Genomic DNA, 13486 nt, shown 5'->3' with positions numbered 1-13486 from the left:
CCTGCGGAATGAGCGAGGGGTAGCAAGCGTCGACGTGAAACTGCACGCTCTTCTGTGCCAGACTCGGCGGATGGCTGAACTGGGTGAGCGCAGACGTATCGGCGCCCGTGGCCGCGTGGCATTACGCGCGGCGGAGCTGGCGACGTGGGCGTCCCGCAAGGCGGGCCGAGGCAAGGGCTCGATGATCGGTGGTCTGGTCGCGCTCAAGATCGATCCGACCATTCTGGGCGGCCTTGGCCGTGGGCGACGCACCGTCATCGTCACCGGCACCAACGGCAAATCCACCACGACGCGGATGACGGCCGCAGCATTGGCCACTCTCGGCGACGTCGCCACCCAGGCCGACGGAGCCAACATGGATGCCGGCATCGTCGCGGCATTGCACGCTCATTTCGACGCGGAGCTGGCGGCCCTGGAGGTCGACGAACTCCACGTCCCCCACGTATCCGACGCCGTCGATCCCGCGGCGATCGTGCTGCTGAATCTCAGTCGCGACCAGCTCGACCGTGTCGGCGAGATCAACATGATCGAGCGAGCCCTGCGCGCCGGGTTGGCCCGTCATCCCGACACCGTCGTCATTGCCAACTGCGACGACGTCCTCGTCACCTCGGCGGCATTCGATGCGCCGAACGTCGTGTGGGTCGCCGCGGGCGGCGGCTGGGCCGGCGACTCCGTCAGCTGCCCGCGTACCGGCGAACCCATCGTCTGGGACGGCGAGCACTGGTACAGCACCGGAAGCGATTTCAAGCGTCCGACGCCGGATTGGTGGCTCGACGACGAGAATCTCTACGGCCCCGATGGGCTCGTTCTACCGATGACATTGGCGCTGCCGGGAAAGGCCAACCGCGGCAACGCAGCTCAGGCCGTGGCCGCAGCCGTCACTCTCGGCGCATCGCCTGCCGACGCCGTGGCAGCGGCATCGGGAGTCGACGAGGTGGCCGGACGCTATTCCACCGTCCAGTACGGATCGCATTCCGTCCGAATGCTTCTGGCCAAGAATCCGGCCGGATGGCAGGAAGCGCTGTCGATGATCGACCCCACGTGCGACGGTCTCGTCATCGCCGTCAACGGGCAGGTTCCCGACGGTGAAGACCTGTCGTGGCTGTGGGACGTGCGTTTCGAGCACTTCGAGGACGTCGCTGTCGTCGCGGCCGGTGAACGCGCGACCGACCTGGGCGTCCGCCTGCTGTATGCCGGTTCGCAGCACACCACCATCGCAGATCCGTTGCAGGCCATCGCATCCTGCCCGCCGGGACGCGTCGAAGTGCTGGCCAACTACACCGCGTTCCGCGATCTCGGTCGCGCACTGGCACGGGAGACCAAGGATGTCTGAGTCCACCGTTCGCATCGGCCTCGTTCTGCCCGACGTCATGGGCACCTACGGCGACAACGGCAACGCCCTCGTTCTCCGCCAGCGACTGCGGATGCGAGACATCGACGCCGAGGTCGTGCACATCACGCTCAACGATCCGGTCCCGGATTCGTTGGACGTGTACACCCTTGGTGGAGCAGAGGATTCGGCTCAGCGCCTCGCGACGCGTCACCTCACCCGATACCCGGGCCTGCAGAACGCAGCTGCTCGCGGTGTGCCGGTACTCGCTATCTGCGCCGCGATCCAGGTGCTCGGGCACTGGTACGAGACCTCCGCAGGCGAACGCGTCGACGGTATCTCCCTCTTCGACGTGACCACCGCGCCCCAGGCCACCCGATCCATCGGTGAAGTCGTCACCGAACCCACGCTCGACGGTCTCACCCAGAAGCTCAGTGGATTCGAGAACCACCGCGGCGGAACGACACTCGGTCTAGACGCGGCACCACTCGCCAAGGTCACGCACGGGGTGGGTAACGGTGTCGGCGACGGACGTGAAGGCGTCGTGCAGGGTTCGGTGCTGGGCACCTACATGCACGGGCCGGTACTCGCCCGAAACCCGGAGTTGGCGGACTACCTACTCGAACGGGCGCTGGGCACCACCCTCGCTCCCCTCGACCTCCCCGAGGTCACGCAACTCCGCAAGGAGCGGCTCCGCCGCACGTGAGTGAAACTTCGTAGCCCACTACGATTTTCCACTCACGACGTGCACCGTTCACAGGGGTACGACGCGTCGTTCCATCCCTCTCTGACCAGCACCTCGCGGACTTCGCGGTACACACCGCACGGGTCTTCGGTCACTTCGTGCCAGCCGTACATCAGCCGCGGCAGGTTTCGTAGCTCCGCGGCATTGTCGCGTCGTCGATCGCGAAAACGCCGTTGCTTGGCGGAGTGGAAAGCCTGGCCGTCCAGCCTGATGATGAGGTCGCATATTTCGTAACGAATGTCCTCGAAGAGCTGACGGCCGTCGACGAAGACCGGTGCCTGTCGCTTCCCGGCCGGAAGTCCGTGCGCCTGTTCGACATCGAGCACGTAGCGGTGCTCGAGCGCAGAATGGACCCCGTCGCGCATGAGAGCCAATGTGTGCAGAATCGCCCTCAGGTAGCGCATCGGCCGTCGGACCTCGATCTTGCGCGTCATTGCCGCGACGTTCACGCCGCCCGATGACATCGCTGAAACCAGCGTGATCACCGCCTGCCTCGACGACGGTTCCGCGACTGTTAGATCTAGCACCGTGTCGGCAGCGCTCGTTCGCGCCGGATTCGTCTCGACGCCGATGTGGCTCATGGCTCGGGAACGGTGCACGATCACGCCGGGATGAATTTGTTCATTGCTCTCCGACGTGAAGTTCTGCTTGGCGTGTCGCATTGTCGGCGGCCTGCTGATTGCCGAGCACCCGTAGGGAACGGTGAGATGAACCGGCCCAGAACTGACCCGACGCCACCCCCACTCCTCAGCGGCGGTGGTGTGGCTGAGCAACGCTCCCCGGCCCGCGAACAACAATGCCGCCGACAGCTGCATCTCACGAGTCAGCGGTCCGTTGGTCACCGATATGACTCCGCGAAACACCCGGAGCCACTGCCCGGTTTCCACACAGTGGTCGATGGAGTCCTTGTTGACCCCGTTCTCGTGCATTTGTTTCGTGGTGATGATTCCGTGCTGATCGTCCAGTAGTCGCTGCCAGGCACCCGCCGGTCTCGTCCTCATGTACCTCAGGATGGCCGGTTTACGGTGACCGCGTCAGAATCTATCCACAGGCTGTGGATAGAAAGGGTCGTGAGTGGAAGCTCGACCCCTGCTACGAACTTCCACGCACGTGCGGCGAAGCCGCTCTCACATACGACGCCTACCGGTGAGAGCTCGGCCGAGTGTCAGTTCGTCGGCGAATTCGAGGTCTCCGCCCATCGGCAGGCCGGAGGCGAGACGGGTGATGGCGAGACCGGGGAAATCGCGCATCATCCGCACGAGGTACGTAGCCGTTGCTTCGCCCTCGGTGTTGGGGTCGGTGGCGATGATGACCTCGGTGACGTCGACGCCGTCGTCCTGAGTTCCCACGCGGGTCAACAACTCTCGGATGCGCAGCTGGTCGGGGCCCACTCCGTTGAGTGGGTCGAGCGCTCCGCCGAGTACGTGGTATCGGCCTTTGAATTCGCGCGTACGTTCCACGGCCTGAACGTCTTTGGGCTCTTCGACGACGCAGATCATGGACCTGTCACGTCGGGAGTCGGCGCAGATTCGGCACAGTTCCTTGTCCGATACGGTCCCGCAGACGATGCAGAACTGCACGCCGTCGCGGATGCGCTGCAGCGCGCGCATGAGGCGATCGACCTCGGGCGGCTCGACGGCCAGGAGGTGAAACGCTATGCGCTGAGCGCTCTTCGGACCGACTCCGGGGAACTTTCCCAGCTCGTCGATCAGATCCTGTACGGGACCTTCGTACACTCGTCTCGCCTAGAAGCCGGGTAGTCCGAGGGAGCCGCCGCCGAGACCGCCTGCGAGGGGGCCGAGCTTCTCGCTCGCTACGTTCTGCGCTGCCTTCGACGCGTCGGCGATGGCACCGATCACCAGGTCCTGCAGTGTCTCGACGTCGTCGGGATCGACGATCTTGGGGTCGATGGTCAGTCCGACCACTTCGCCCGTTCCCTTGACGGTCGCGACGACGAGTCCGCCGCCGGCCTGGCCGGTGACCTCGGTTTCGGCGATCTCCGCCTGTGCCGCCATCAGTTGCTGCTGCATCTGCTGAGCCTGCTGCAGAATCGAGGCCATGTCGGGCTGTTCACCGGGTTGCACTGTGCCGTCCTCTCGCGTGGGTCGAAGCGAGCTCCAGCGTAGTCGCACGGTGTCGGACGACGTTCGACCGCACGATCGGGTTCGACACTCGGCTGACGTTCCGTCAGTTCTGACCCCACGTAGCCTGAGGGCATGAACGCGCCGGCGAGCTCGACCCCTCGCAAGCGCCGAGTGACTCCCGAAACCATGGCAGAGGCAGGCATCGCCCTGACGCTGCCCAAGGTGACGGTGAAGTCGGTCGCCGACGCGCTGGGCGTATCGATCGTCGCGATCTACAACAACATCGACGGCCCGGCCGCGCTCAAGGCCCTGGTCGCCGAGGAGATCCTGCGCCGGTGGTCGCCGCCGCTCCCCGGAGACGACGAGTCGATGCACGACGCGTTGCTGGGACTCTCGTCCGCGTTGCGGGTGCTCGTACTCGAGAACCCGGGCATCGCCGAGTATCTGATCGGACTGACTCCCAGTTCCATCGACGCCCTTCGGATGGCCGACACCGTGCAGACCCGATATCGAGTGCGGTACGAACTGACTTCCAAGCAGGCGACGTGGGCCGTCATCACCGTCAGCGAACATGCACTGGCGTTGGCGCAGATGGTGTACAACGCCGATCGCCGCGACCGTGAGTACGACGACGCGATAGCGGCGCGCACCGACCTCGACACCCTGCCGGGGGCCTACGACACGATCGACCGTGGACCCGATGGGATGTTTCTGTGGTCGATGCGCACCGTGGTGGTCGGCACGTTGGCGTTGATCGAAGAGCCGGATTTCGAGCGGGTCTAGATCAACTCGCGGCGCAGGTTGTCGAGGGTCGCGGCCTGGATCTTCTTCAATCCGAGGGGCGCGAACGTCTTCTCGAAGAATCCGCCGATTCCTCCGGCACCCGTCCACTCGGTCGTCGTGGTGACGACGGTGCCGTTGCCTTCGGGGGCGACGGTCCAGGTGGTGACCATGGAGGAGTTGGCGTCGCGTTCGGTGATGGTCGAGCCGGAGACCGTGACGGAGGCGCTCACGTTGCGCACTCGCTTCTCGGTGGCCTGCAGGGTCCATTCGGCCACGGTGCCGTCGCCTTGTCCGCCCCGCACCACCCGGTAGTCGCGATACTGCTCGGGAAGGATGCGGGGCCGCACGGTTTCGTAGTCGGCGAGCGCGGCGAGCACCTGATCGGGTGTGGTGGCGATGGTGGCGGAACTGGATGCGCTGACCTGAGCCACGAGAACGTTCTCCTTCGAGTCGATTGGGGTTGCGTTCTCCATCCTGCCTCGCGTCGCTCCCGATGTCGGCACTGCCGCCGAGGGTGTGTGAGGTGGTTCACATCCGATAAGTTATCATCGGAAAACACATGCATGATGCAACCATTTGTCCGAATAGTTCCGTTTGAGCCGTCCGATTCGACAACAGTTGCGTGAAGTTTCACCGGACCGTCGGCAGCTTCGGTGGATACCGAGCAGTACGAGATATAGCGTCTACTCGTGGCTTCAGTGAATGCTCTTCTCGGACGACGGCCAGAACCGAGGGAGAGCGGTTACGCAGCGCATCGGTCGGGTGTCGAGAAGTTGCTTCGCAGCTATCGCGCAATACCGACCGACGCGACGGTGCGTCTGGCTAAGAAGACGTCCAACCTGTTTCGGGCCAGGACGACCTCGAAGATGCCGGGACTCGACGTCTCGGGATTGAGCAAGGTCGTCACCGTCGATGCCGCGGCTCGCACCGCCGACGTGGCGGGGATGTGCACGTACGAGGATCTGGTCGACGCGACGCTGCCCTACGGCCTCGCCCCTCTCGTCGTTCCGCAGCTCAAGACGATCACCCTCGGCGGCGCGGTCACCGGACTCGGCATCGAGTCGACGTCGTTCCGCAGCGGGCTTCCGCACGAGTCGGTACTCGAGATCGACGTCCTCACCGGTAGCGGTGAGATCCTCACGGCAACACCCGAGGGCGAGCACGCAGACCTGTACTGGGGCTTTCCCAACTCGTACGGCACTCTCGGCTACTCGACGCGGCTGAAGATCGAACTCGAGCCGGTACTTCCATTCGTTACCCTGCGCCACTTGCGATTCCACGATCTGGACGCGCTTCAGGCCACGATGGACACCATCGTCGCTCGGCGTGAGTACGACGGCATCGACGTTCAGTACCTGGACGGCGTCGTCTTCAGCGCCGACGAAAGCTACCTCACTCTCGGGGTCCAGACCGACGAGCCCGGACCCGTCAGCGACTACACCGGTGCCGACATCTTCTACCGCTCGATCCAGCATTCGTCGGACACTCCGAAGACCGATCGGTTCACCATCCACGATTACCTGTGGCGCTGGGACACCGACTGGTTCTGGTGCTCGCGTGCGTTCGGAACCCAGAACCCCCGGATCCGACGCTTCTGGCCGCGCAAGTACCGGCGCAGCAGCTTCTACTGGAAGTTGATCGGCCTCGATCGCAAGTACGACATCGCCGATCGACTCGAGAAGCGCAAGGGAAATCCGCCGCGCGAACGCGTCGTACAGGACGTCGAGGTTCCCATCGAACACACCGCCGGATTCGTACGCTGGTTTCTCGACGAGATTCCGATCGAGCCGTTGTGGTTGTGCCCCTTGCGTCTTCGCGAACCGGCCGCCCCCGGAGCCGATCCGTCCAGGCCGTGGCCGCTGTACCCGCTCGAGCCCAAGCGCACCTACGTCAACGTCGGCTTCTGGTCGTCGGTGCCGATCGTGCCCGGTCGACCCGAGGGTGCCGCGAACCGCGCCATCGAGAAGAAGGTCACCGAGTTCGAGGGGCATAAATCGCTGTACTCGGACGCTTACTACACCGAGGATGAATTCGCCGTTCTCTACGGCGGCGAGAAATACAGAGAACTGAAGAAGAAATACGATCCCGAATCCCGATTGCTGGATTTGTACTCGAAGGCGGTGCAGCGCAAATGACGACGTTCAAGGACTCCGGCAATCGCACGGTGAACGGGCCACAGAAACTCAAGATCTCCGAGATCCTCGAGCTGATCTCCGACGGCAACATTCCCCTGCGTTTCACCGCGTACGACGGCAGCGTGGCCGGCCCCGAGGATGCCAAGATCGGCCTCAACCTCAAGAGCCCACGCGGAACCACCTATCTCGCAACAGCTCCCGGTGATCTCGGCATGGCCCGCGCCTATGTCTCCGGCGATCTGGAGGCCACCGGTGTTCATCCCGGCGATCCCTACGAACTGCTTGCGCTGATGGGCGACGAGCTCCACTTCCGCCGCCCGTCGGCCATGACCTTGACCTCGATCGCTCGGTCGCTCGGCTGGGACGTGCTGCGTCCCATCGCTCCTCCGCCCCAGGAGGCGATTCCGCGGTGGCGTCGCATCGCCGAAGGTCTGCGGCATTCGAAGACACGCGATGCCGAAGCGATCCACCATCACTACGACGTGTCCAACAGGTTCTACGAGATGGTCCTCGGTCCCTCGATGACGTATACCTGTGCGGCATTCGAGAATGTCGAGCAGTCTCTGGAGGCCGCGCAGGAGAACAAGTATCGGTTGGTGTTCGACAAACTGGGTCTGCAGCCCGGTGATCGCCTGCTCGACATCGGGTGCGGCTGGGGTTCGATGGTGCGCTATGCAGCGCGACGCGGAGTTCAGGTCATCGGTGTGACTCTCTCGCAGGAGCAGGCCTCGTGGGCGCAGAAGGCCATCGAAGACGAGGGTCTTGCGGACCTCGCCGAGGTTCGCTTCTCCGATTACCGCGACGTGCCCGAGACGAATTTCGACGCGATCTCGTCGATCGGGCTGACCGAGCACATCGGTGTCGGCAACTACCCGGCGTACTTCACGTTCATCCAGTCCAAGCTGCGTGACGGTGGTCGACTGCTGAACCACTCGATCACCCGGCCCGACAACCGCGCGCACGCCAAGGCAGGCAGCTTCATCGACCGGTACGTCTTTCCCGACGGGGAGCTGACCGGATCGGGTCGCATCATCACCGAGATCCAGGACGTCGGCCTCGAGGTCCGGCACGAGGAGAACCTGCGCGAGCACTACGCGCTGACCCTCGCCGGGTGGTGCCAGAACCTGGTGGACAACTGGGATGCGTGCGTCGCCGAGGCCGGCGAGGTAACCGCCCGTGTCTGGGGCCTGTACATGGCCGGGTCCCGCTTGGGATTCGAGCGCAATGTCGTTCAGCTGCACCAGGTTCTGGCGGTCAAGCTGGGACCGAAAGGTCAGGCCGACGTACCTCTGCGTCCGTGGTGGAACGGCTGAGCCTTGTGAGTGGAACTTCGTAGCAGGCTACGAGGTTCCACTCACATGGGAGCTAGCGACCGGTCGCCCGCAGGATGACTCGGGCGGTTTCGGTCGGCTGGTCCCAGTGCGGGAAGTGTCCGCATTTGTCGAACCAGTGCAGGGTGGCGTCGGGGAAACGCTGCATCGCCACCTCCGCCTGGCTGGGCGTCGTCACCTTGTCCTGACGGCCCCAGCCGATGAGCAGCGACCCCTGCAGGGAACCTTTCGGGGCACCCTGCTGCTTGGGCCCGTGAATCAGCGCCTTGCGAGCGGCATCGAGCGAGGGTGAAGTCTTGGCAGAGAAGCCCTTCAGCTCCCGTTCGACCAGTCCGCTCGGCAATTTCCACGGCGCGGCCGAGAACTGCGCCAGTGCAGCGGTTCTGGTGATCGGGTTCCCGGCCAGGAAAGGCACCAGCGGCTGCGCCCGCTTCATCAACGCCAGCGATGCCGTGATGGTCGCCCCGAACACCTTGACCTGGCGGTCGTTCCAGAAGCCGCCCGGGTCGAGGGCGACCATCGACCCCCGGTGACCCCGTCGGGCCAGCTCGACGACCATCCGCGCGCCCATCGAGCTGCCGACGAGATCGGCGTCGGACAATCCCTCGCTGTCGAGGTACGCGCGCAGGGCATCGGTCAACGACGCGATGGACACGTCGGCCAGCGGCGGTGTCCGTCCGAACCCGGGGAGATCGAGGGCGATGACCTCGCGGTGCTCCGCGAGTGCCGGGACGATCGGATCCCAGTTGCGGTACGAGGACCCGAGCCCGTGGACGAGGACCAGCGGCGACCCGCTGCCAGTTCTGACGTTGTACATACCCGCGTCTTACCCGGAGACCGGAAACCTACACTTTCGGGCTGTAGTGCGACGGGTGCGAGCGACGCTGCGCCGGCGGCAGATTGCGGGCAGGCGTGTGCACCAGGGGAGCCGATGCCGGCCTGCGGCCCGCCACGCGATCCCAGCCGGCCCGGGCGCGCGGATGGAGTCGGCGACGACGCGGCACCAGCCCGAACGCCAGGTTCACCGCCCTGCCGAACACCGCGAACCGTCGTGCGTCCCGCTCCGACCAGGTGTATCCCAGTAGCTCCCGGACGGGCGGGTCGTAGAGCCCGACGGTGATCCAGACGAACAACGATGCCACCGGTCTGCGCAGCACGGCCCACACTCGTTCCGGCAGCCAGGAGGCATACGGCGGCCGTCCGAGCGCGGACAGATCCAGCACTCCACGTGCAGCCATGTTGTCTTCCAGCACGTGTGTGCACATGTGCTCCCAGTACTTCTGGAATTCGGCCCAGGTCTCGGGCACCGATCGCATGCTCATGCCGTAGAGCCGGTACCACTGCACGTGCTCGTCGAACAGTTGCAGTTTCTGCGTTTCGGTCAGTCCGCCCATGAAACGGTCGGCGGTGAGAACCGTGCCCATGAAGAACGTCGCGTGTGCCCAATAGAAGGTGTCGGGATCGAGGGCGTGGTACGTGCGCCCTTTCGAGTCGATTCCCTTGATGTCTTTGTGGTAGCCGCGAACCTGGTGGGCGGTCTCCTCGGCGCGGTCGCCGTCGAACACCACTCCCCCGATCGGATACAGGGAGCGGTAGAGGCGCTGCCATCGCTCGTCGAAGAACGTCGAATGCTGTTCGACGCCCGCTCCGAGGCCCGGGTGCATGTTCTGCATCGACCCCGCCCACACGCCCTGCAACATCCCCCGCCAGTCACCGAAGTACTTCCAGGTGAGCGAGTCGGGACCGAGTGGGACAGGTCGATCGAACTGACTACGCATGTTGTCAAAGTAGCCTCGACAACATGCGTGGTCAACAGTTGGAAGAGCGCAGATCCATGCGATACGACGCGTTGCTCGATGCGGGGATCGAACTCCTCGGCGCGCAGGAGGGACCTGCGGTCAACGTGCGCGCCGTGTGCCGCGCAGCCGGACTCACCGAGCGCTACTTCTACGAGAGCTTCACCGATCGCGACACGTTCGTTCGCGCGGTCTACGCCTGGGTAGGGGCTCGGGCGCAGGAGGCCCTGGAGAACGCCGTCGCCGGAGCACCACCGAAGGACGCCGTGGCCGCGCCCGTCCGGGCGTTCGTCGAAATCGTCGTCGACGAGCCTCGGATGGGACGAGTGCTGCTGATCGCTCCGTTGGCCGAACCTGCGCTGAGCCGACGCGGACTCGACCTGCTGCCCGGGTTCGTCGAACTGGTTCGTGCCCGGCTACCCGAGTCCGCCGACCGGCAGCTCGTCGCCGTCGGAACCGTCGGCGCGTTGACGGCTCTGTTCATCGGTTTTCTGGACGGCACCCTCGACGCCACTCGCGACGCTCTCGTCGCGCACTGTATTCGCATCCTCGAGCAGGCCGCCGTGCAAGGATGACGGCACCTACAGCCGAAGGAGCTCGTTCATGTCCGATCTCGACCAGTCGTTCGCCGATGCGCAGGTTGACGTCAAAAAGCTCACGTCCAAGCCGAGCAACGACGATCTGCTGCGCCTGTACTCGCTCTTCAAGCAAGGTTCGATCGGAGACGTGACGGGTAAGCGTCCCGGACGGCTGGACATGGTGAACCGCGCAAAGTTCGATGCCTGGGCGAAGCTCGAAGGCACGAGCCAGGATTCGGCGAAACAGCAGTACGTGGATTTGGTGACCGCACTCCTCGCCGGCTGAGCCTACGGCTATGGTCGAGGGCGGGGGTAACGCAACGAAGGGACCCGCATGAGACGCACCGACAGCGACGTCGACGAGGCCGAGCTCGACATCGAGAAGCCGAAAACCCATGCGGCAGGTGCCACCGCCGTTGCGGTGTCGATGAAGCGCGCGCTGGGACACATGGGTCCCAAGCGCACCGCGCAGACGCTCCTCAAGCTGAACCAAGCCGAGGGCTTCGACTGCATGAGCTGCGCGTGGCCCGATCCCGATCCGGGTCATCGGCACGCCGCCGAGTTCTGCGAGAACGGTGCCAAGGCCGTCGCCGAGGAGGCGACGACCACGCGGGCCACTCCGGAGTTCTTCGCGCAGCACAGCATTGCCGAGCTCGATGCGCACACCGAACACTGGTTGGGTCAGCAAGGCCGCATCACGCATCCGATGATCAAGCTCCCCGGCGGCAGCCACTACGAGCCCATCGAATGGGACGATGCGTTCCGTCTGATCGGCGACGAGTTGAAGAGCCTGGCCAGCCCGGACGAGGCCATCTTCTACACCTCGGGTCGTGCGTCCAACGAGTCCGCGTTCATCTACCAGTTGTTCGCTCGGTCGTTCGGCACCAACAACATGCCCGACTGCTCCAACATGTGTCACGAGTCGACGTCCATCGCGCTGCAGGAATCCATCGGCATCGGCAAGGCCAGCGTCACGCTCGACGACGTTCACAACGCCGAACTGATCATCCTGGCCGGCCAGAATCCCGGCACGAATCACCCGCGTATGCTCTCCGCCCTCGAGCTGGCGAAGCAGAACGGCGCAAAGATTCTGTCCATCAATCCCCTTCGCGAAGCGGGACTGCTGAACTTCAAGAACCCCCAGACCCCGCGCGGCATGGTCGGTCCCGGTACCGATCTGTCGGATCTGCACCTGCCGATCAAGCTCAACGGCGACCTCGCTCTGTTCCAGGCCCTCGGGGCGCTGTTGGTGAAGTGGGACGCCCTCGATCACGAATTCCTCGGCGAATACACCGTCGGATTCGACGAGTGGAAGGCACACGTTGCCGAGGTCGATTTCGATCTCGTCACCGAGGTCACCGGTCTGTCGATGCAGCAGATCACCGAGGCCGCCGAAATGCTGCGCGACTCCAAGGCCACCGTCTTCTGCTGGGCGATGGGTCTGACGCAGCATCGCAATGCCGTCGCCACCATCAAGGAAGTCACCAATCTCGCGTTCGCGCAAGGAAACATCGGTAAGGCCGGTGCCGGTTTGCTTCCGGTTCGTGGCCATTCGAACGTGCAGGGCGACCGAACGATGGGCATCTGGGAGCGCCCTCCGGTGGCCTTCCTCGACGCCATGGCGGCAGAGTTCGACTTCGAGCCGCCCCGTGAGCACGGCTTGGACACCGTCGACTCGATCCGCGCCATGCGCGACGGCAAGGCCCATTTCTTCCTCGGCCTCGGCGGCAACTTCGTACAGGCGACGCCCGACAGCGACGTCACGTTCGAGGCGCTGCGCAAGATGCGCATGACCGTGCAGATCTCCACGAAGATCAACCGTTCGCATCTCGTCTGCGGCGAGACCGCTCTCATTCTGCCGACCCTCGGACGCACCGAGAAGGACGTGCAAGCCAGTGGTGAGCAATGGATTTCGGTGGAGGACTCCACCTGCTCGGTGCACTCGTCACGAGGACCGCTGAAGCCCGCGAGCCCGTACCTGCGCTCGGAGGTCGCGATCGTCAGCGGAATCGCCGAGGCGACACTCGGCGACCGATACGGTCTCGACTGGAAGGGTTTCCGCGACGACTACCGCAACATTCGCACGCACATCTCGCGCGTCGTCGCCGGTTGCGAAGGGTACGAGGTCAATGTTCGACGCCCCGGCGGCTTCGTCCTACCGCATCCCCCTCGCGACAGCAGGACGTTCGAAACCAAGAGCGGGAAGGGCGAATTCGCCGTCTCGCCGATCGACGTGCTGCAGGTTCCGCCCGGCCATCTGATTCTGCAGACGTTGCGCAGCCACGATCAGTTCAACACGACGATCTACGGCCTCAGCGATCGGTACCGCGGCATCGAGAACGGCCGACGCGTCATCTTCGTGCACCGAGAAGACATCTCGACGCTCGGCTTCCGCGACGGCGACATGGTCGATCTCGTCACCAAGTGGGACGACGACGACGTGGAACGGTGCGCGCCGTCGTTCCGCATCGTCGAGTACGACACCCCGCGTGGGTCGGCTGCTGCGTACTACCCCGAGACCAATCCGCTGATCCCGTTGGATTCGACTGCGCTGCAGAGCAACTGCCCTACCTCGAAGTCGGTGATCATCTCGATGGTTCCGGCGGGAACAGGAGCGCAGGGCACATCCAATGGTCATCAGGACAACGAGGGCTCGGACGAGGGGCACAAGTCGCACCCCCAGCCGCATCACCTCAGCTGATCG

General features: G+C 64.5%; 14 protein-coding genes. 8 read left to right on the top strand and 6 right to left on the bottom strand.

The window, feature by feature from the left end; genetic code table 11:
- The first annotated feature begins 70 nt into the window (after positions 1-70).
- Entirely contained in the window at positions 71-1333 is a 1263-nt protein-coding gene (locus J1M81_RS23130; protein WP_032388126.1) for a Mur ligase family protein, read from the top strand.
- Positions 1326-2036, top strand: a complete 711-nt coding sequence (locus J1M81_RS23125) for a type 1 glutamine amidotransferase (RefSeq protein WP_206498926.1) — start codon at positions 1326-1328, stop codon at positions 2034-2036. The genes J1M81_RS23130 and J1M81_RS23125 overlap by 8 nt, the downstream gene beginning before the upstream one ends.
- Positions 2037-2068: 32 nt before the next feature.
- Here the strand turns inward: J1M81_RS23125 and J1M81_RS23120 are convergent, their stop codons facing one another.
- The 3 genes from J1M81_RS23120 to J1M81_RS23110 all read right to left on the bottom strand — a co-directional run bounded on the left by J1M81_RS23120 (position 2069) and on the right by J1M81_RS23110 (position 4159).
- On the bottom strand, positions 2069-3076 hold the full coding sequence (locus J1M81_RS23120; RefSeq protein ID WP_206498925.1) for a type IV toxin-antitoxin system AbiEi family antitoxin domain-containing protein: 1008 nt from the start codon (positions 3074-3076) through the stop codon (positions 2069-2071).
- Positions 3077-3202: 126 nt separating this feature from the next.
- Positions 3203-3811, bottom strand: a complete 609-nt coding sequence (gene recR, locus J1M81_RS23115; protein ID WP_027494532.1) for a recombination mediator RecR — start codon at positions 3809-3811, stop codon at positions 3203-3205.
- A 9-nt stretch (positions 3812-3820) separates the two neighbouring features.
- The gene (locus J1M81_RS23110; protein ID WP_027494533.1) at positions 3821-4159 is read right to left on the bottom strand and encodes a YbaB/EbfC family nucleoid-associated protein; all 339 of its coding nucleotides are present in this window, start codon (positions 4157-4159) and stop codon (positions 3821-3823) included.
- Between the two features lie 132 nt (positions 4160-4291).
- Here J1M81_RS23110 and J1M81_RS23105 point away from each other — a divergent pair, with 132 nt between their 5' ends.
- A complete protein-coding gene (locus J1M81_RS23105; RefSeq protein WP_206498924.1) occupies positions 4292-4942 on the top strand; it encodes a hypothetical protein in 651 nt (216 codons plus the stop codon).
- On the opposite strand, the gene J1M81_RS23100 is transcribed toward J1M81_RS23105, so the two are convergent.
- Complete coding sequence (locus J1M81_RS23100) at positions 4939-5373, bottom strand: SRPBCC family protein (RefSeq protein ID WP_206498947.1); 435 nt, start codon at positions 5371-5373, stop codon at positions 4939-4941. The two genes, J1M81_RS23105 and J1M81_RS23100, sit on opposite strands and share 4 nt — an antisense overlap.
- A 258-nt stretch (positions 5374-5631) precedes the next feature.
- Here J1M81_RS23100 and J1M81_RS23095 point away from each other — a divergent pair, with 258 nt between their 5' ends.
- Complete coding sequence (locus J1M81_RS23095; protein WP_206498923.1) at positions 5632-7077, top strand: FAD-binding oxidoreductase; 1446 nt, start codon at positions 5632-5634, stop codon at positions 7075-7077.
- Positions 7074-8390, top strand: a complete 1317-nt coding sequence (locus J1M81_RS23090; RefSeq protein ID WP_206498922.1) for a class I SAM-dependent methyltransferase — start codon at positions 7074-7076, stop codon at positions 8388-8390. The genes J1M81_RS23095 and J1M81_RS23090 overlap by 4 nt, the downstream gene beginning before the upstream one ends.
- 52 nt (positions 8391-8442) lie before the next feature.
- On the opposite strand, the gene J1M81_RS23085 is transcribed toward J1M81_RS23090, so the two are convergent.
- Complete coding sequence (locus tag J1M81_RS23085) at positions 8443-9225, bottom strand: alpha/beta fold hydrolase (RefSeq protein WP_057472554.1); 783 nt, start codon at positions 9223-9225, stop codon at positions 8443-8445.
- Positions 9226-9253: 28 nt separating this feature from the next.
- The gene (locus J1M81_RS23080; protein ID WP_206498921.1) at positions 9254-10186 is read right to left on the bottom strand and encodes an oxygenase MpaB family protein; all 933 of its coding nucleotides are present in this window, start codon (positions 10184-10186) and stop codon (positions 9254-9256) included.
- Positions 10187-10209: 23 nt separating this feature from the next.
- Between J1M81_RS23080 and J1M81_RS23075 the strand changes: the two genes are divergently transcribed.
- Genes J1M81_RS23075 through J1M81_RS23065 form a run of 3 tightly spaced genes read left to right on the top strand, consistent with a single transcriptional unit; the run spans position 10210 to position 13483 of the window.
- Positions 10210-10779, top strand: coding sequence for a TetR/AcrR family transcriptional regulator (locus tag J1M81_RS23075; RefSeq protein ID WP_027494540.1), 570 nt, complete (start codon positions 10210-10212; stop codon positions 10777-10779).
- A 28-nt stretch (positions 10780-10807) separates the two neighbouring features.
- Positions 10808-11068 (top strand): acyl-CoA-binding protein, encoded by a 261-nt coding sequence (locus tag J1M81_RS23070; protein ID WP_032364582.1) that lies wholly within the window; start codon positions 10808-10810, stop codon positions 11066-11068.
- 48 nt (positions 11069-11116) lie between these two features.
- Positions 11117-13483 (top strand): FdhF/YdeP family oxidoreductase, encoded by a 2367-nt coding sequence (locus tag J1M81_RS23065; RefSeq protein ID WP_027494542.1) that lies wholly within the window; start codon positions 11117-11119, stop codon positions 13481-13483.
- Positions 13484-13486: the final 3 nt, after the last annotated feature.

The sequence above is a fragment of the Rhodococcus sp. KRD175 genome, from assembly GCF_017168275.1.
Lineage (GTDB): Bacteria > Actinomycetota > Actinomycetes > Mycobacteriales > Mycobacteriaceae > Rhodococcoides > Rhodococcoides fascians.
This window is presented reverse-complemented; position numbering and strand designations above follow the sequence as displayed.